Annotated in this window: 18 protein-coding genes; 7 read left to right on the top strand and 11 right to left on the bottom strand. The window is 69.8% G+C overall.

The window, feature by feature from the left end; translation table 11 throughout:
* Window positions 1-49: 49 nt before the first annotated feature.
* The gene (locus SK571_RS39185; RefSeq protein ID WP_319989171.1) at window positions 50-631 is read right to left on the bottom strand and encodes a DUF4240 domain-containing protein; all 582 of its coding nucleotides are present in this window, start codon (window positions 629-631) and stop codon (window positions 50-52) included.
* A 64-nt stretch (window positions 632-695) separates the two neighbouring features.
* Complete coding sequence (locus SK571_RS39180) at window positions 696-1271, bottom strand: DUF4240 domain-containing protein (protein ID WP_319989170.1); 576 nt, start codon at window positions 1269-1271, stop codon at window positions 696-698.
* A gap of 76 nt (window positions 1272-1347) precedes the next feature.
* Here SK571_RS39180 and hrpA point away from each other — a divergent pair, with 76 nt between their 5' ends.
* Genes hrpA through SK571_RS39165 form a run of 3 tightly spaced genes read left to right on the top strand, consistent with a single transcriptional unit; the run spans window position 1348 to window position 5950 of the window.
* A complete protein-coding gene (gene hrpA, locus SK571_RS39175; protein WP_319989169.1) occupies window positions 1348-5214 on the top strand; it encodes an ATP-dependent RNA helicase HrpA in 3867 nt (1288 codons plus the stop codon).
* 18 nt (window positions 5215-5232) lie between these two features.
* A complete protein-coding gene (locus SK571_RS39170; protein WP_319989168.1) occupies window positions 5233-5523 on the top strand; it encodes a hypothetical protein in 291 nt (96 codons plus the stop codon).
* Window positions 5524-5533: 10 nt separating this feature from the next.
* Window positions 5534-5950, top strand: a complete 417-nt coding sequence (locus tag SK571_RS39165) for a hypothetical protein (RefSeq protein WP_319989167.1) — start codon at window positions 5534-5536, stop codon at window positions 5948-5950.
* On the opposite strand, the gene SK571_RS39160 is transcribed toward SK571_RS39165, so the two are convergent.
* From SK571_RS39160 to SK571_RS39150, 3 genes are read right to left on the bottom strand one after another with little or no spacing between them, the layout of a single operon-like run.
* The gene (locus SK571_RS39160; protein WP_319989166.1) at window positions 5919-6683 is read right to left on the bottom strand and encodes an ATP-binding cassette domain-containing protein; all 765 of its coding nucleotides are present in this window, start codon (window positions 6681-6683) and stop codon (window positions 5919-5921) included. The genes SK571_RS39165 and SK571_RS39160 overlap by 32 nt on opposite strands.
* Window positions 6680-7681 (bottom strand): ABC transporter permease, encoded by a 1002-nt coding sequence (locus SK571_RS39155; protein ID WP_319989165.1) that lies wholly within the window; start codon window positions 7679-7681, stop codon window positions 6680-6682. The genes SK571_RS39160 and SK571_RS39155 overlap by 4 nt, the downstream gene beginning before the upstream one ends.
* A 3-nt stretch (window positions 7682-7684) precedes the next feature.
* Entirely contained in the window at window positions 7685-8701 is a 1017-nt protein-coding gene (locus tag SK571_RS39150; RefSeq protein WP_319989164.1) for a sugar ABC transporter substrate-binding protein, read from the bottom strand.
* Between the two features lie 144 nt (window positions 8702-8845).
* On the opposite strand from SK571_RS39150, the gene SK571_RS39145 reads away from it, so the two are divergent.
* Window positions 8846-9877, top strand: coding sequence for a LacI family DNA-binding transcriptional regulator (locus tag SK571_RS39145; protein ID WP_319989163.1), 1032 nt, complete (start codon window positions 8846-8848; stop codon window positions 9875-9877).
* Here SK571_RS39145 and SK571_RS39140 read toward each other — a convergent pair.
* Window positions 9870-10637, bottom strand: coding sequence for an alpha/beta hydrolase (locus tag SK571_RS39140; RefSeq protein ID WP_319989162.1), 768 nt, complete (start codon window positions 10635-10637; stop codon window positions 9870-9872). The genes SK571_RS39145 and SK571_RS39140 overlap by 8 nt on opposite strands.
* Before the next feature lie 81 nt (window positions 10638-10718).
* Here SK571_RS39140 and SK571_RS39135 point away from each other — a divergent pair, with 81 nt between their 5' ends.
* Genes SK571_RS39135 through SK571_RS39125 form a run of 3 tightly spaced genes read left to right on the top strand, consistent with a single transcriptional unit; the run spans window position 10719 to window position 12431 of the window.
* The gene (locus SK571_RS39135) at window positions 10719-11396 is read left to right on the top strand and encodes a dual OB domain-containing protein (RefSeq protein ID WP_319989161.1); all 678 of its coding nucleotides are present in this window, start codon (window positions 10719-10721) and stop codon (window positions 11394-11396) included.
* Window positions 11397-11406: 10 nt separating this feature from the next.
* Window positions 11407-11997 (top strand): DUF488 domain-containing protein, encoded by a 591-nt coding sequence (locus SK571_RS39130; protein ID WP_319989160.1) that lies wholly within the window; start codon window positions 11407-11409, stop codon window positions 11995-11997.
* On the top strand, window positions 11994-12431 hold the full coding sequence (locus SK571_RS39125; RefSeq protein ID WP_319989159.1) for a DUF488 domain-containing protein: 438 nt from the start codon (window positions 11994-11996) through the stop codon (window positions 12429-12431). Before SK571_RS39130 ends, SK571_RS39125 begins: the two co-directional genes overlap by 4 nt.
* Window positions 12432-12472: 41 nt before the next feature.
* On the opposite strand, the gene SK571_RS39120 is transcribed toward SK571_RS39125, so the two are convergent.
* The 5 genes from SK571_RS39120 to SK571_RS39100 all read right to left on the bottom strand — a co-directional run bounded on the left by SK571_RS39120 (window position 12473) and on the right by SK571_RS39100 (window position 18643).
* Window positions 12473-13441 carry a PP2C family serine/threonine-protein phosphatase gene (locus SK571_RS39120; protein ID WP_319989158.1) on the bottom strand — a complete coding sequence of 323 codons (969 nt, stop codon included), beginning with the start codon at window positions 13439-13441 and terminating at the stop codon, window positions 12473-12475.
* On the bottom strand, window positions 13441-15573 hold the full coding sequence (locus SK571_RS39115; protein WP_319989157.1) for a serine/threonine-protein kinase: 2133 nt from the start codon (window positions 15571-15573) through the stop codon (window positions 13441-13443). Before SK571_RS39115 ends, SK571_RS39120 begins: the two co-directional genes overlap by 1 nt.
* A gap of 13 nt (window positions 15574-15586) precedes the next feature.
* A complete protein-coding gene (locus SK571_RS39110) occupies window positions 15587-16543 on the bottom strand; it encodes a glutamate ABC transporter substrate-binding protein (protein ID WP_319989156.1) in 957 nt (318 codons plus the stop codon).
* Entirely contained in the window at window positions 16540-17781 is a 1242-nt protein-coding gene (locus SK571_RS39105; protein ID WP_319989155.1) for a hypothetical protein, read from the bottom strand. The genes SK571_RS39110 and SK571_RS39105 overlap by 4 nt, the downstream gene beginning before the upstream one ends.
* A 106-nt stretch (window positions 17782-17887) precedes the next feature.
* Complete coding sequence (locus tag SK571_RS39100; protein WP_319989154.1) at window positions 17888-18643, bottom strand: TetR/AcrR family transcriptional regulator; 756 nt, start codon at window positions 18641-18643, stop codon at window positions 17888-17890.
* Between the last annotated feature and the right edge of the window lie 39 nt (window positions 18644-18682).

Raw genomic sequence — 18682 nt, 5'->3', positions numbered from 1 at the left:
CCCGACATCAGCACCGGTCAGAGGCCATGCGGGTGCTGCCAGGCCGGGCTCACGCCGCCTCCTCCAGCCCGCCGGACAGCTCCCACAGCCGAGGCAGCCGCACCGCCGCCTCCACCGGCGAGTCCAGGTCCCACACCTCACCGGTGAACGGCCCCGCGTCCGTCACCGGCACGTGACCCAGGATCGCCAGCGCGTTGTCCAGCGACCGGCCCGTCACCACGAAGAACGCCTCACGAGCCACCCCGGACAGCCCTTCCCACAACGGCCACGCAGCGTCCGGCCACGACTGCGCCCCCACCGCCAGCAACATCCGCACCGCAGGCACGTCCGCCAGCGCGTCGGGTGAGGCCGCCACCGAGGCCAGCACCTCGCGGCCCAGCCCGATCAGCCACGACTGGAACTCGAAGAAACGATCGGCCGAACACACTCCATCACATAAGACATAAGCCGCGTGCCAGTGCAAGAACGTGTTCACACGACCACGTGAAGCACTCAAGAAAGTCTCGAAACCGCAAATGTCGCCCGGCGGCAGCAAAGCCAGCCGCGACGTCAGCCAAACACGACGTTCATACTGGTCAGAACTGGCGGAAGCCGACTGGTCGAGCAGTGCCCAGAAGACGTCGAGATCCATACCCACGACGTTATAGAAGGGGTCTGACAATTTCCGGCCCCCGCCGCACGGGCCACCGCAGAAGCTATTCGACGGCTTTTTCGAACAACGCCCACAGGTGCGGAACGCGGCGTGCGATGTCGGCCGGGTCCTCCATCTCCACATCCTCGCCGCCGGGGGAGACGTCGAACGCGCGCGCCTGGCCCCGCGACCGCAGGAACGAGTCCAGGTCGCCGGCCTGCACCGCCTCGAACGCCGCGTCCGGCACCCGGTAGAGCGGCTCCCAGTCCGGCCAGTCCTCGTCCGCCCAGCCGTCCACGGACCCCAGCGACGCCAGCCGCCGGATCGACGGCACCGCCGCCAGCGCGTCCGGCGAAGCCGCCACCGACGAGAACACCTGCGAGCCCTGACCCACCAGCCAGGCCTGGAAGTAGAAGAACGAGTCCATCCCGCACAGCCCCGAGCAGATCAGCGTCGCCGCCTGCCAGTGCGCCCACGTGTCCACGCGCTCGCGCTGCTCGTCGAGCCGCACCGCGAAGTCGGCGATCTCACCCGCGGGCAGCAGCGCGAGCCGGCCCGTCAGCCACTCCCGGCGTTGTTCCAGGTCAGGAGCGGAACGCACCGCGTGGTCGACCAGCTTCCAGAAGCCCCGCGCGTCCATGCCGACACGCTAGCGGCGGGGTCTGACAGTTATTGACGCGAGCGAACCCGCACGCCCTGACTATCCTTGAACCCAAATGGACACCCCGCACGCTGAACTGCACAAACGCCTGCCCGAGCTCATGCCGCGTGATCAACGCCGGCTCGCCAGGCGCCTCGACGGCGCACGCAAGGTCAAGGACCCCCTGGCGCGCAAGAAGATCACCGAGGAGATCGCCGCCCAGATCGACGAGGCCGCGCTCAAGGTCGCGCTGCGCAGGGAGTCCGTTCCCAAGATCAGCTATCCGGCCGAGCTGCCGGTCAGCCAGCGCAAGGACGACATCAAGGACCTGATCGAGCACAACCAGGTCGTGATCGTCGCCGGCGAGACCGGGTCCGGCAAGACCACGCAGCTGCCCAAGATCTGCCTGGAACTCGGCCGGGGCATCACCGGCCAGATCGGCCACACCCAGCCCCGCCGCATCGCCGCGCGCACCGTCGCCGAACGCGTCGCGGAGGAACTGGGCACCAAGCTCGGTGACACGATCGGCTACAAGGTCCGGTTCACCGACCAGTCCGGTGACGAGACGCTGGTCAAGCTCATGACCGACGGCATCCTGCTCGCCGAGATCCAGACCGACCCCACCCTGTCGCGCTACGACACGATCATCATCGACGAGGCCCACGAACGCAGCCTCAACGTCGACTTCCTGCTCGGCTACCTCAAGCAGCTCCTGCCGCGCCGCCCCGACCTCAAGATCGTCATCACCTCCGCCACGATCGACCCGCAGCGCTTCAGCCAGCACTTCGGCGACGCCCCGGTCATCGAGGTCTCCGGCCGCACCTACCCCGTCGAGACCCGCTACCGGCCGCTGGAGGAGGACGACGACCAGACCCAGGGCATCATCAACGCCGTCCACGAACTGCAGGCCGAAGGCCCCGGCGACGTCCTGGTGTTCCTGTCCGGCGAACGCGAGATCCGCGACACCGCCGACGCCCTCAAACAAGAAGACCTCCGCAACACCGAGATCCTCCCGCTCTACGCGCGGCTGAGCGTCGGCGAGCAGCACCGGGTGTTCCAGCGGCACACCGGCCGGCGCATCGTGCTCGCCACCAACGTCGCCGAGACCAGCCTCACCGTGCCGGGCATCAAGTACGTCGTGGACCCCGGCAACGCCCGCATCTCCCGCTACAGCCACCGCCTCAAGGTCCAGCGCCTGCCGATCGAACCCATCAGCCAGGCGTCGGCGAACCAGCGCAAGGGCCGCTGCGGCCGCGTCAGCGAAGGCATCTGCATCCGCCTGTACTCCGAAGAGGACTTCGAGGCCCGCCCGGAGTTCACCGACGCGGAGATCCTGCGCACCAACCTCGCCAGCGTCATCCTGCAGATGACCAACATCGGCCTGGGCGACATCGCGAAGTTCCCGTTCATCGACCCGCCGGACTCCCGCAACATCAACGACGGCATCGGCCTGCTGCAGGAGCTCGGCGCGATCAACGCCGCCGAGAAGAAACTCACCCCGACCGGCCGCAAACTCGCCGCACTGCCGGTCGACCCGAGGCTGGGCCGCATGGTCCTCGAAGCCGACACCACCGGCTGCCTCAAAGAGGTCATGATCATCGCCGCGGCACTGTCCATCCAGGACCCCCGCGAACGGCCCGCCGACCAGCAGGAGGCCGCGACCCAGCAGCACGCCAGGTTCGTGGACTCCGAGTCCGACTTCGTCACGTTCCTCAACCTGTGGCAGTACCTCAAGGAGCAGCAGAAGGAACTGAGCGGCAACCAGTTCCGCAAGCGCTGCAAGGCCGAGTTCCTCAACTACCTGCGCGTGCGCGAGTGGCAGGACATCTACCTGCAGCTGCGCCAGGTCGCCAAGCAGATCGGCATGCACCCCAACGACCAGCCCGGCGACCCGCGCAACATCCACATCGCCCTGCTGTCCGGGCTGCTCAGCCACATCGGCGTCAAGGACGTCCTCAAGAAGCAGGCGCCGAACGAGAAACGGCGGCCCCTCACCGAGTTCCTCGGCGCCCGCAACGCCAAGTTCGCGATCTTCCCCGGCTCCGCGCTCGCCAAGAAACCACCGCAGTGGGTGATGGCCGCCGAACTGGTCGAGACCAGCCGCCTGTGGGGCCGCATCGTCGCCAAGATCGAACCCGAATGGGCCGAACGTCTCGGCGAACACGTCGTCAAACGCCAGTACAGCGAACCGCACTGGGAGACCAAACGCGGCAGCGTCGTCGCGCTGGAGAAGGTCACGCTGTACGGGGTGCCGATCGTCGCCGGCCGCAAGGTCAACTACGGCCGCATCGACCCCGAACTGTCCCGTGAGCTGTTCATCCGCCACGCGCTCGTGCAGGGGGAGTGGACCACCCACCACCGGTTCTTCCACACCAACCGCGCGCTGCTCGACGAGGTCGGTGAACTGGAGAACCGGGCACGGCGGCGCGACATCGTCGTCGACGAGGAGACGCTGTTCGACTTCTACGACAAACGCGTCGGCGCCGAGGTCGTGTCCGCACGGCACTTCGACTCGTGGTGGAAGAAGCAGAAGGACAAGAACCAGCTCACCTTCACCAAGGAGATGCTGGTCAACGACCGCGCCGACGTCACCCCCGACGCCTACCCCGACCAGTGGCGCCAGGGCGAGCTCACGCTGCCGCTGAGCTACCACTTCGAGCCCGGCACGAAGAACGACGGCGTCACCGTGCAGCTCCCGCTGCCCGCGCTCACCGCCCTGGACGACGACGCGTTCTCCTGGCAGATCCCCGGCCTGCGCCACGACCTCGTCGTCGCGCTCATCCGCTCGCTGCCCAAGCAGATCCGCCGCAACTTCGTGCCCGTCCCCGACGTCGCCAACGCCGTCCTCGCGCGCATCAAACCCAGCGACTCCAGCCTGCTCAGCGGCGTCGAACGCGAACTCAAAGCCCTCACCGGCGTGACCGTGCACCGCGAGGACTGGCAGTTCGACGCCGTCCCCGACCACCTCAAGCTCACCTTCCAGGTCGTCGACGAGCACAACCGCACCCTCGCCGAGGGCAAGGACATCGCGGTGCTCAAGGAAAAGCTGCGCGACGAGGTCCGCGAGTCGCTCAGCCAGGCCGCCGGCCACCTCGAACGCACCGGGATCACGACCTGGGACTTCGACGCCCTGCCGAAGACCATCGAGCAACGGCAGTCCGGCATCACCGTCACCGCCTACCCCTCCCTGGTCGACCGGGGCGACAGCGTCGCGATCAAGGTCCTCGACACACCGGGACGGCAGGCCTACGCCCACCGCCGCGGCGTGCGCCGGCTCCTGCTGCTCGGCATCAACTCACCGGTCAAGCACCTGCAGCGCCACCTCGACAACGCCGCCAAACTCGCGCTCACCCGCAACCCCCACGGCGGCGTCGCCGCGCTGCTGTCGGACTGCATCATGGCCGCCGTCGACCGGCTCATGGGCGACCCGGCCTGGGACGCCAAGTCCTACGCAGCCCAGCTCAAGAAGGTCCAGGCAGCGCTGAACGACACCACCTGGGTCGTCGTGCAGGAGGTCCGCAAGGTCCTCGAAGCCGCCCACGAGGCCGAACTGGCACTGACCGGCCTCAAGGGCGCCCCGGACTCGGCCAACGACATCCGCGCACACCTCAACTCGCTGGTGTACAAGGGTTTCGTCACCCACACCGGCTACGACCGGCTGCCCGACCTCGTGCGCTACCTCAAAGGCATCGCGCGGCGCATCGAGAAGCTGCCCGAGAACCCGCGCCGCGACCTCGACTGGACCAACCAGGTCCACCAGGTCCACGCCGAATACCGGGAACTGCGCGCGCAGACCCCAGCCGACGAACCCTCGCCCGAGCTCGACGAGATCCGCTGGATGATCGAGGAACTGCGGCTGTCGTACTTCGCCCAGACCATCAAGACGCGGTACACGATCAGCGACAAGCGCATCTACAAGGCACTCGACGCCGTGCCGTTGTAGACCTCGCTACCGTGGAGCATGAACACATCGGGGAATTCCCAGTGGGTCGTCCACATCAGCGGCGACGCGCCGAACGCGCACGACGACACCCGAGCCAGGTTCGACGACGCCCTGCGGGAGGTGCTCGCCGACCTGGAACAGGAACTGGGCCGCACACCGGTGTTCGCGCTCAGCCTGTTCCAGATCCCCGGCGAGGACCAGTACTGGAAGCGGCTGAAACCGGACGTCGTGGAGATCTCCGAAGGCCTCATGCGGTCCCGCAACGTCCTGGCACCGCTGGAGTCAGTCATCCGAGAGCTCGCCCAGTAGCGCCTCGCCCGTGCGGTACAGCTGCACCAGCAACGGCCGCAGCAACAACCCGGCGGACGTCAGCTCGTACCGGGAAACCGGGGGAGCGCGAGCACGACACCAGACCCTGCGCCGGCAACCCCGCCCGCAACGCCGAGAACGACCGCGGGCCGTGCATCAGATCCCGCAGCACCAGCGTCGCCCACCGGCTGCTGATCGCCGCCAGCGCCACCTCCACCGGGCAGTCCGCCGACGGCCGGTCCCAGCTCTTCGTCCGCGGCACGTCTACGCGCACGACGGCATCGCGTTGCTCATCGTCGACTGGACCATCGGCGACGTGCACGGCACCGCCACCGACGTCGCACGCGAAGGTGCGGACGGCCGGTGGCGGTACGTGATCGACAACCCCTTCGGGGTCAGTCAGGCGGTTCCATCGCGCCGGTCATGATCGCCACCGCGTCCGACATCGACACCGACTTCGGGTCCACCACCGCCTTGCGGCGGCCCAGGCGCTGGATGTGGATGCGGTCGGCCACCTCGAACACGTGCGGCATGTTGTGGCTGATCAGGATGACCGGCAGGCCGCGGTCGCGGACCTGCAGGATCAGGTCCAGCACCGCGCGGGACTCCCGCACACCCAGCGCGGCCGTCGGCTCGTCCATGATCACGACACGGCTGCCGAACGCCGCCGCCCGTGCCACCGCCACGGCCTGGCGCTGGCCGCCCGAGAGGGTCTCCACCGCCTGGCCGGGGTTCTGGATCGTCATGATCCCCAGCGCGTCGAGCTGGCGGCGTGCCTCCTCCCGCATTCCGGCGCGGTCGAGCATCCGGAACACCGAGCCGAGCACGCCCTTGCGGCGCAGTTCGCGGCCCAGGAACAGGTTCGCGGCGATGTCGAGCGACGGTGACACCGCCAGCGACTGGTGCACCGTCTCGATCCCCGCGTTCCGCGCGTCCAGGGGCGTGGAGAACGACACCGGCTCGCCGTCGAGCAGGACCTCGCCCTCGTCCGGCACCACCGCCCCGGACAGGGCCTTGATCAGCGACGACTTGCCCGCGCCGTTGTCGCCGATCACCGCGAGGATCTCGCCCGGCAGCAGCTCCAGGTCCGAGCCCGCCAGCGCCGTCACCTTCCCGTACCGCTTGACCAGGCCCGTCGCCTGCAGGATCGGGGTGGTCATGCCTTCACCTTCCTGATCCACTGGTCCAGCGACACCGCCACGATGATCAGCACACCGACCGCCATCGTCTGCCACAGCACGTCCACGCCGGCCAGCGCGAGGCCGTTGCGGAACACACCGACGATCAACGCGCCGATCAGTGACCCCACCACCGCGCCGCGGCCACCGAACAGCGACGTCCCGCCGATCACCACGGCCGTGATCGAGTCCAGGTTGTCGGTCTGCCCCGCCTGCGGGCTGGCCGAGGCGATCCGGCCGATCAGCGTCCACGCCGCCACCGCGTAAATCAGCCCCGCAGTGGCGTACACGCTCAGCAGCACCCGCGCCGTGCGGATGCCCGACAGGCGTGACGCCTCCAGGTCGTCACCGGTGGAGTAGACGTGCCGGCCCCACGCGGTGTTCTTGAGCACGAACGCCATCGCCGCCACCAGCAGCACCAGCAGGATCGAGCCGTAGGTGATGCGGGTGCCGCCGACGGTGAACGTCTGCCCGGTCCACAGCAGCAGCGACGGCATGTCCGAGCCGCGGATCGTGGCACTGCCCGAATACCAGAGGTTCAACGCGAAGAACACGTTCAGCGTGCCCAGCGTGACGATGAACGGCGGCAGCTTCAGCCGCGTCACCAGCATCCCGTTGAGCAGGCCGCACACCGTGCCCACCAGGAACCCCAGCAGCAGCGCGGGCAGTCCCGGCAGGCCGGTCTCCGACGCGACCTTCGCCATCACGATCGAGGTCAGCACCATGATCGCCCCGCACGACAGGTCGATGCCCGCCGTCAGGATCACGATGGTCTGCCCCACCGCGAGCGTGCCCACCACCGCGACCTGCTGCAGGATCAGCGAGATGTTGCCCGGCGTCAGGAACCGCTCCGACAGCAACGCGAACACGATCACCGACGCCAGCAGCACCACCGCCGGCCCGATCGTCGCCTGCGCGTGCAGCACGTGCTGCACGCGCGTCAGCAGCGAACGGTCCCGCTGCTCCACCACAGCCGTCATGGCTCAGCCCCAGCAGTTCTGCAGGCCGAACGCCGAGTCCTTCGACTCCACGCCCTCAGCCGGCTGGTCGGTGATGAGCGTGACGCCGGTATCGGTGTCCTGCGGCTTGGAGCCGTCCTTGGCGAACTTCGAGATCGCCTCCACGCCCAGCTGCGCCATCTTGAGCGGGTACTGCTGCGAGGTCGCGCCGATCACGCCCGCCTTGACGTTGTCCACACCGGGACAGCCGCCGTCGACCGAGACGATGACGACGTCCTTCTCCTTGCCCGCCGCCTTCAGCGCCTCGTAGGCGCCCGCCGCCGCGGGCTCGTTGATCGTGTAGACCAGGTTGATCCCGGGGTCCTTCTGCAGCAGGTTCTCCATCGCCGTGCGGCCGCCCTCCGGGGCGCCGTCGGTCACGTCGTGGCCCACGATCCGCGGATCGGACTCGTCACCGATGCGGTTCTTGTCCTTCACGTCGACGCCGAAGCCCTCCAGGAACCCCTGGTCGCGCTGCACGTCCACCGACACCTGGTTCGGGTTGAGGTCCAGCAGCGCGATCTTGGCCTGCTTGCCGTCCTTGGCGAACTTCGCCTTCGCCCACTGCCCGATCAGCAGACCGGCCTTGTAGTTGTCGGTCGCGAACGTCGCGTCGGCGGCGTTCGCCGGTTCCAGCTGCGTGTCCAGCGCGATCACCAGCAGGCCCGCCGCCCGCGCCTTGTCCACCGACGGCACGATCGCCTTCGAGTCGCTCGGCGTGATCAGGATGCCCTTCGCTCCCGACGCGATCAGGTTCTCGATCGCGTCGACCTGCGACTGGTTGTCGCCGTCCTGCTTGCCCGCGAACGACTGCACCGTCGCCCCGGACGAGGACGCGGCCTGTTGCGCGCCCTCCTTCATCTTCACGAAGAACGGGTTCGTGTCCGTCTTCGTCACCAAGCCCACCAGCGTCGCCGCACCGCCGGAGGACCCACCGCCTCCGCACGCGGTCGCGAACACGAGCAACGCCGCTGCGCCGGCAATCCCGACCGTTCTGCGCATGACAACTCCTACGTCAACGTTGACGTAACCGGCCCTCCGCTGACCCACCGCGAGTTACGGTGAAGCGGCTACGTTTTGATTGAATCGGGTATACCCTCACGTCATCGTTGACGCAAGGGTCGTAGGACGTGAGCGGAGCGGGACATGGATCAGGCCGGCGAGAGACGCGAACCCACGATGCGCGACGTCGCGGCGCTGGCGAAGGTCAGCATCAAGACCGTCTCCCGCGTCATCAACGGCCTGCCCGGCGCCGGGACGGAGGTCACCGAACGCGTCCGCGCCGCCGCCCGCTCCCTCGGCTACCGGCCCAACCTCACGGCCAGCAGCCTGCGCCGCGCCGACCGCCGCAGCGCCACCATCGGCGTGCTGTTCGAAGACCTCTCCAACCCCTTCGACGCCGCCCTGCTGCGCGCCGTCGAGGACCACGCCCGGCGCAGCGGCGTCCTCGTGCTCGCCGGCAGCACCGAGGACGACCACACCCTGCAACGCGAACTGCTCGTGTCGCTGTCCGCGCGCCGCGTCGACGGCGTCGTCGTCATGGCCGCCGGCGGCCACCAGGACGCCCTGCAGCACGAACGCGAACGCGGCACGCCGATGGTGCTCGTCGATCGGCCGCCCACCTTCGGCGGCACCGACTGCGTCACCACCACCAACCGCGACAGTTCCCGCGCCGCCGTGCTCAAGCTCGCCGCCCTGGGCCACCGCGACATCGCGTTCCTCGGCGACCGCCGCACCCTGTGGACCAGCCAGGAGCGCTACACCGGCTACCTCGAAGGCCTCGCCCAGGCCGGTCTCACCTTGCGCGAGGCGCTCGTGCGCACCGACCTGCACGGTGTCGCCGTCGCCGAGACCGCCACCGCCGCGCTGTTCGACCTCGACCGGCCGCCCACGGCGCTGTTCACCGCGCAGAACCTCGTCACCGTCGGTGCCATGCGCGTGCTGCGCGCCCGTGACCTGCACCGGCGTGTCGCCGTCATCGGCTTCGACGACTTCCCGCTCGCCGACCTGCTCGACCCGGCCGTCACCGTCGTGCGCCAGGACGTCCCCGGCATCGGCCGCAAGGCCGCCGAGCTCATCCTCGCCCGCATCGACGGCGACACCTCACCGCCGGTGCACGCCGTCGTGCCGGCCTCGCTCGTGCCCCGGGGCTCCGGCGAGATCGCGGCGCTCAGCTGACCGACAGCACCGCGTCGATCACCTGCGGCCCCGACAGCAGCACCTCGTCGTTGTGGTCCGCGCCGTCGATCTCGACGAGCCTGGCCCGCGCCGCCGTCGCCACCTCGCGGCTCTGCGCGGGTGGCACGATCGAGTCCCTCGTCCCCAGCAGCACCACGGTCGGAACGTCCAGGGTGGACACCCGCTCCACCACCGGGTACTTGTCCTGCAACAGCATCTTCACCGGCAGCCACGGGTAGTGGTGCGACCCGGCCGCCGCCAGCGACGTGAACGGCGACCGCAGCACCATGCCCTTGGGGGCGCGGTACGTCGCGAGTTCCGCGGCCACCGCCGCGCCCAGCGACTCGCCGAAGTAGACGACCGGCCCGTCGATCAGGTCCAGCGCCGCCCGCGCGTCGAAGGTCAGGCCCTCCTCCGACGGCGTGCCGGGGTTGCCGCCGTAGCCGCGGTAGTCGAACAGCAGCACCGACAGCCCGCGCGACGTGAGCGCCCGCGCCAGCGACACCCGGCCCTCGCGGTTGCCGCCGTTGCCCGGGAACACCACCACCGTCACGGGCGCGTCGGGCAGCTCGAAGTGCCAGCCGTCGAGCAGCAGGCCGTCCGCCGTGACCAGCCGGACGTCACGCCCGCCGGGCAGCACCTCGTCCGCGCTCGGCAGCGGACCGGGGGAGGGGAAGTACACGAGCTTGCGCTGGAAGGTGAAGACCACGGCGACGATGGTGACAACCACCGCCAACGCGATCAACACCGCCCTCCGCATCAGCTCATTCCAGCAGACCCCGACGCCGTCCGCTGCTAGCGTGATCAACTCGACTGACGGAACCTGGGGGATCCGATGACGATGAAGAAGACCGTGGTCTGCTTGGCGAACTCCTACAAGAAGTCGAACCGCTGCATCGCCGGGATCGAGATCCTCGCTCCCGGCGCCTACCGGTGGATCCGGCCCGTGGGCGACCGGGAGGGCAAAGGAGTCTCCGACTGGGAGATGGTCCTGGCCGACGGCACGGTGCCCCGGCTGTTCGACGTGGTGGAGATCGATCTGATCGAGCACCGCCCTGAGGGCCACCAGCGCGAGAACTACCTGCTGAATCCCAAGGCCATGTGGCAGCGGATCGGGCAGTACCCCTGGCGGCTGGTCGACGGCCTGCCGATGTCCGAGGAGCCGCTGTGGCCGAAGGGACACGGTACCGACAGCGGAGGACTGAACTGCCGCATCAGCGAGGAGACGGCGAAGAGCCAGCTCGACTCGCTCAGGCTCATCTACAGCCGGCTGGTCGTCGAGGTCGCGCCCGCGTACACCCCGCACTGGGCGCCGAAGGTGTGGGCGGAGTTCCGGCACGCGGGCCAGGACTACCGGCTCAAGGTCACCGACCCGGTCGCGCTGAGCCGGTTCCGCCGCCGGGGAACCGGCCGGTACCGCCTGGGCGACTCCCTCCTGACCATCAGCCTGACCGAGAAGTACGACGACGACCACTCCTACAAGATCGTCGCCGGTATCGCCGAGCGGTCGCCGGTATAGTCGCGCGACGATGACCAGGCAAAAGTTCCTGACTGTCGGCCACTCCACCCACGACGGCGAGACCTTCGCCAGACTGCTCCTCGGCCACGGCGTCACCGCTGTGGCCGATGTCCGATCGACGCCTTTCAGCCGCTTCACCCCGCAGTTCAACCGGCGCGCCCTCGCACGCGACCTGCCGCCGCGGGGGATCAGCTACGTGTTCCTGGGCGACGAGCTGGGAGCGCGGCCCAGCGATCCGGGCTGCTACGTCGACGGCAAGGTCCAGTACGCGCGGCTGGCCGCGACCGAGCAGTTCACCCGCGGGATCCAACGCCTGGCTCGGGGCGCGACCAGCGAGCGGATCGCCATCATGTGCGCCGAGGGCGAACCGCTGGACTGCCACCGCACCGTTCTGGTGTCCCGCGTCCTCGTCGAAGGCGGCGCGGCGGTCCAGCACCTCCACGGCGACGGCAGTCTCGAATCGCACGCGGACGCGATGCTGCGCCTGATGGGGAAGTTCGGTCTCGCGGACGACGACCTGTTCCGCACACACGACGAACGGCTGAACGAGGCGCTGAAACGCCAGGAAGAACGCATCGCGCACGTGGGGAGCGCACCGTGAAGATCTACACCATCGGGTTCACCAAGAAGCCCGCGCAGAAGTTCTTCGGCCTGCTGCGCGGAGCCCGGGCCACGACCCTGATCGACGTCCGGCTCAACAACGTGTCCCAGCTCGCCGGGTTCGCCAAACGCGACGACCTGCGGTTCTTCCTCGCCGAACTGTGCGACATGAAGTACGCGCACCGCCCCGAGCTCGCCCCCACCCAGGACATGCTCGACGACTACAAGAAGAACGGCACCGGCTGGCCCGCCTACGAGAACGACTTCCTCGCGCTCCTGCGGGCCCGCCGCATCGAGGACACCCTCGACCGCGGCTTCGTCGACGATTCCGTCCTGCTGTGCAGCGAGGACAAGCCACACCAGTGCCATCGGCGCCTGGTCGCCGAGTACCTCGCCGCGCAGTGGGGCGACACCACGATCGAACACCTCACCTGACCACAGGCGGGGTCAGGCCCTGCGACCCCGCCCGGCACGCGTCAGCTCTCCGGTGCGAACGGCACCAGCACCACGGTGATGTTGTCGTGCCCGCCCGCCTCCAGCGCGACCTTCACGAACTCCTCCGGCCCGCACGGCAGCAGCGGCTGCAGGTCCTCGGGCTCCGGCCGGTAGTTGTGCAGCCCGTCCGAGCACAGCAGGAACACCCCCGGCGACGTCGGCTTCAGCGTCACGACCTGCGGCTCGACCCGCCCGGCGTCCGCGCCGATCCACCGCGACAGCACATGCGCGCGGCGGTCGGTGCGCGCCTGCTCCTCGGTCAGCACACCCTCCGCGACCAGCTGCGCCGCCCACGTGTCGTCCGTCGTGAGCTGCTTGGAGCCCTCGTCCGACAACCAGTAGGCCCGCGAGTCACCGACCCAGCCGATCGTCACCGACGAACCCGTGACCAGCGCGGACACGAACGTGCACGACGGCGCGACACCCCGCGCGCCCGGCTCCATGGGCTCGTTCTCCACCAGCTGCTCCACCGCGAAGCACGACGCGGCGACCGCGTCGACCATCGCCTGCTCGGCGTCCGCGGTGTCGATCAGCGCGTTGAGCAGCACGTCCACCGCGGCGTCGGCGGCGGCCTGCGAGGCCTGCTCCGCGCGCTCGGACGAGGCCACACCGTCGCAGACGACGGCGGCGACACCCTTGCCCGCGACGTGGCCGAACGCCATCGAGTCCTCGTTGCGCGCCCGGCGTTTGCCGCGGTCCGACACACCCGACACCGCGCCCAGCGCGTACTCGACCCGGTCGCGCGCCGAGGGCTGGTGCCGGCCGCACTGGGTGCAGTAGTCCTCGTCGTCGATGTCGGGCGACCCGCACAGGATGCACGAGGCCTGCGCGGGACCGGTCGGTCCGCCCAGCGGCGTGCGGCGGACCAGCAGGTTGCGTCCGCACGCCTCGCAGAACCGGTCCTCCGCCGCGACGGGCGCGAAGCACTCCGGGCACTTCAGGGTGTCCATCAAACCAACGTCCTAGGCCTTACCGCGTTCGCGCGGTCCACCAATGCGATCCGTTCCTCCGGCGTGGCAGCGAACCGGGCCAGCGTGCGGTAGCGCCGCTCGAGACCCAGCCGAAGCTCGTGTTCGGAGAGTGCACAGTCCAGCACCCTGCCCTCGGCCGCTTGATTGCGGGTCACGTAGTCGTACGCCGCCTCCAGCACCTCCGTCGCCAGCTGCGTGTGCGAATGGACGTCGATGTCCAAGGCGTGCAACCGTTCCCCGGCCGCGACGAGGTCCTCCGCTCCGCAGTCACCGAGCTGCGCGCGGACCGCCGCGATCTGCGCCGCCAAGTGTTGTGAAGACGTGTCCGGGACCGACAGCAGCACCTCGACGGCCTGGGCCCGGTCACCGCACGCGAGCAGCACCCGCGCCAGCCCGAACGCCGCTGACACGTACGAGTGATCCGTGCGCCACACCAGCTCGTACCAGCCCGTCGCGGCCTTGAGATCGCCGACGGCCTCCGCGCACACGCCCAGCGCCAGCTTCGGGGCCGCCTCACCCGGCACCGCCGAGCACACCGCGTCGAACAACCGCAGCGCGTCCTGCGGCCGCTTGTCGACCAGCGCCGCCAGGCCCCGGTACCAGTCCGGGCGCCAGTCCTCCGCCGGGTCGAGCTCCGGCTCGTCGAACATCGACGGCGCCGTCAGCGACTCCAGCTCCCGCATCGCCGCCTCGGTGTCACCGGACTCGATCAGCACGCGCACGATCCGCAGCCGCACCTCCACCGTGACCTCCGGTGCCTTGCGCAGCCCCGCTGGATCCGACGTCGTCGCCGTCGCGAGCCACGACGCGGCCGCGTCCGAGGTGTTCACGGTCGGTGCCGGCAACGCCAGCGCCACCTCCGCGAGGTCGAGCGTGCCCTCCACGCCGAAGCGGCGGCGTTCCGGCGTGAACTGCCGCGACGGGCCCGGGCGGGGCACGCCGTCCTCGATCGCCAGCACCTCGCGCAGCACACCGGTGAGCTGCTCGGCCATGTCCTCCGCCGAGGAGAACCGCAGCTCCGGGTTCGGGTTCGTGGCGCGCAGCAGCAGCCGGTGGAACGAGGAGAACCGGCCCAGCAGCGGCTGCTCCTCCACCGTCGGCAGCCGGTCCTTGCCGCGTCCGCGGAAGTCGAACGGGAAGCTCATCACCGCCAGCGCGCGCCCGACCGTGTAGATGTCGGAGAACACCGACGGCCCGATCGTGCCGATCTCCGGCGCCTGGTAGCCGATCGTGCCGTAGATGGGGGAGTGGTGGTCGTCGATGCGCCGCACCGCGCCCAGGTCGATCAGCTTGAGCTGTTCCTCGGTGTGGATCATGTTGTCCGGCTTGAAGTCGCAGTACAGCAGCCCGACACCGTGCAGGTAGCCGACCGCGGGCAGGATCTCCAGCACGTAGGCGATGGCCTGCGCCAGCGGCAGCGCCTCGTCGCCGCGGCCGTCGCGGCGGCGCTGCGTGATCATGTCCTTGATCGACTCGCCGCCGACGTACTCCATCACGATGTACTCCACGAGCTTGCCGCTCTCGCGGCTCTCGTGGCGGATGAAGTTGTGGATCTTCACGATGTTCGGGTGCTCGACCTCGGCCAGGAACCGGCGTTCCGCGAGCGCCGCCGCCATCGCGTCGGCGTCACCGGAGTCGAGCAGGCCCTTGAGCACCACCCACCGGTCGCTCACCGCGTGGTCGAGCGCCAGGTACAGCCAGCCCAGGCCGCCGTGCGCGAGACAGCCCAGCACCTCGTACTGGTCGTGCAGCACCTCACCCGGTGCCAGCTTCGGCGTGAACGAGTACGCGTGCCCGCACTGCGGGCAGAACCCCTCCACCCGGCCCGGCTTGCCGTCCTTGCGGCGGCCGACCTTCTTGCCGCACTTCGAGCAGAACCGCTTCGCCTCCGGAACCTCCGGGTTCTCCAGCACCGCGGTCTTCGGATCCCGGTAGGGCACCCGCGGCACCTCGACCAGACCGGCACCCAGCCGGCCCCGGCTCATCGACCGGGCACTGCCGCGGCGCACGCGTCCCGAGTTCGACCGGGACGCCTCCTGCGACGCCGACCAGGGTGCCGTTCCCGGCGCCGTCGACGGCCCGGTCTCGGGCAGATCGAGCTCTTCACTCATCGGCGGACCCCTCCTAGTCCCGATAACGCGCGACCGGCGGCGCGGGTGCCGGGCCCAGCGGCGTCAGCCACCGCCCGTAGATCCCGCTCCACGTCCCGTCGGTGCGCATCCGCTCCAGCACGCCGTTGACGAACCGGACCAGGTCCTCCTGCCCCTTGGGCACGCCGACGCCGTAGGACTCGTCGGTGAACCGCGCTCCCACGACCTCGGTGTAGGGGTCCTGCGCCGCCAGCCCGGCCAGGATCGTGTCGTCGGTCGAGATCGCGTCGGTCTGCCCCTGCTGCAGCATTACCAGGCAGTCCGTCCAGTTCGGCACGCTCACCGTCGTCTTCGCCCGGTTCACCACGTTGCCCAGCGACGTCGACCCCGACGCCACGCACACCCGCTTGTCCGCGAGCCCCTCCACCCCGGTGATCCCGGAGTTGCGGCGCACCAGGACCCGCTGCCCGGCCTGGTAGTAGACCTGCGAGAAGTCCACGTCCTCGAGCCGGTCGCAGGTGATCGTCATGGTGCGGACCACGACGTCGACCGCGCCGCTCTGCAGCATCGGGATCCGCTCGGCCGCCGTCACGACCTTGAACTGCACCTTCTTCTCGTCGCCGAACACGGCCTTCGCGATCTGGCGTGCCACGTCGACGTCGAAGCCCTCGATCTCGCCGGTGAAGGAGTTGCGGAACCCCATCAGGAACGAGTTCTGGTCCACCCCGGCGATCAACCGGCCGCGCTGCGCGATCTTCGCCATCGTCGATCCCGCGGGCATCTGACCCGCCTGCGGCAACGGGCCCGGCCGCAGGCTCGCCGTCGCGTCGCACGACGGCGGCGCACCCGCCGAACTGCTCGGCGCCGCGGACACCGTGCTCGCGTTCGCCGGCTGCGGAGCCACGGCACTGCGCGGCACCACCTCGCTCGGCGCCGGTCCCGCCGAGCACGCACCGAGCAGCATCACCGCCGCCAGCGCCAGTCGCCTCATCGGTACTCCTTCAGGCGCTGCCACAGCCCCATCGTCGATCCCGCCGCGCTGATCAGCGCGAGCACCAGCACCCCGACCACCGTGCCCGCCAGCGACGCCCGCGCCACCGCCACCTCGTCGCTGAACTCCTGCCGCGCCTCGCCGATCGCCCGCACCAGGGACTGGTCCAGCGTGTCGAAGTACGGGTTGCCGATCAGCGCCACCGCGTCGTTGTACTGCCCGGCGTCGTCGGCCTCGCGGATGCGCTGGTGGACCTGCTGCCACTGCCGGAACTCCCGCATCGCCTGATCGACGGCCTCGGTGCTCTCCAGCGCCTTGGCGCGGTCCAGCAGGCCTTCGAGGCGTTCGGACACCTCGACGAAGTTCTTCTCGTAGGACTGGCCCGCACCCCGCGCGACCAGCGTCAGTGTCTCCTCGCCGCGGGCGGTCAGCGTCGCGATCCGCGCCTGCGCCAGCACGTCGACCTTCTCCGAGGCGTCGCGCGAGTCCGCCACGTCGTTCATGACCAGCACCGACACCGTCGTCACCCACAGCAACGACAGCGTGGCGGCGCCGGTCGCGACCAGCAGGCCGACGTTGAGCAGCCGGTTCGTCTTGCGGGTCAGGTACCGCTGGATCAGCACCAGCCCGATCACGAACGCCAGCGCCACCAGCACCGGCACGACCGGGAAGTTCGCCTCGTCCTGCGCGCGGGCCACCCGGTCCGTCTCCGCCCGGTACAGCTCCTGCGCCGCCGGCAGCAGCTGCGTGCGCATCAGCCCCGACGCCTCCCGCAGGTACGCCGCGCCCACCGGGAAACCCTGCCGGTTGTTCGAGCGCGCCGTCTCGATCAGCCCCGTGTAGACCGGCAGCTGCGCCGCGAGCGTCGCCGTGAGATCGGGGGAGGAGGCCGTCGCGACCGACAGCGCCGCCTGCGCCTGCGCGATGTCCGCCTCGTAGCGTTCCCGCAGCTGGGCGGGCTCCAGGCCACCGGACAGGAACGCGCTCGCCGCCGTCGCGTCCGCGTCCTGCAACGCCCGGTAGACCTCCTGCGCCGCGTGCGCCAAGGGCTCCGACCGCGTCGCCAGGTCCTCCAGCGCCCGCTCCTGGCGGTTCACGCTCCACGTCGTCAGCCAGCCGCTGGCCAGACTGGCCACGACCAGCACCACGACGATCAGGCTCAGCCGCCCAGGTGTCGACCGCGCCAGGCCGGTGAACCGGCGCACCAGCGCCTGCCGGGGCTGCGAGTCGATCACCACGAGCGGGCCTCCCAGCGGTGAAGTTGATCGGCGTGGCGTAACTGTAGGCACCTCGATGGCACCGCGTGGGAATTAACGACGCTTCCCGGCAGGTGTCACTCAGGAGTTACAGCGCACGCGACCCGATCAGCCGCTCGACGCCGTCCAGGATCATCTCCAGCCCGAACTCGAACGAGTGCTCCGGGCTGAACGCGCTCTGGTGCGCCTCCCCGACGGCACCGCCCACGCGTGCCGCCACCGGGTAGCGGGCCGGGTCGAACACGGTCATCAGGACCGGCGCCGCCGCGTCCCACCACTGCTGGTCGGTCAGCCCGGTCTCCTTCTCGGTGACCGCAGCCGCCGTCAGCCCCCGCGCCGCGTTCTGCACGTGCCCGAGCACCAGCTCGAGCACCGAGTCCATCTCCACGTCCGACAGGCCGATGCCGTCCAGCCCGCTCAGCTCGAAGTCGTACTTCGCCGCCACCTGCGGGCCCAGCACCGTGCGCGACGGCGCCACCTGCAGCAACCACGGATGCCGCCGGTACAGCGCCAGGTTCTCCCGCGCCACGTAGGTGAGGTGCGCGCGCCAGCCCTCGGCCGGCTCCCGCCCGGTCGCGGCCTGCACCGTGTCGACCATGACGTCGATCAGCTCGCCCTTGCCCGGCACGTAGGTGTAGAGCGACATCGTCCCCACGCCCAGCGACTCGGCCACGCGCCGCATCGACAGCGCCTTGAGCCCGTCGGCGTCGGCCAGGGCGATGCCCGCCTGCACGATGCGGTCCACGCTCAGGTCCGGCTTGCCCTTGCGCGACACGCGTTCCTGGGTGCGCCACAGCAACGCCAGCGTCCGCGCCGGGTCACCGCTGCCCGTGTGTTCGATCACGAGCCCGACACTACCGTACCGTATGGTGTACGGTACATA

The sequence above is a fragment of the Lentzea kristufekii genome (genome assembly GCF_033949925.1).
Lineage (GTDB): Bacteria > Actinomycetota > Actinomycetes > Mycobacteriales > Pseudonocardiaceae > Lentzea > Lentzea kristufekii.
This window is presented reverse-complemented; position numbering and strand designations above follow the sequence as displayed.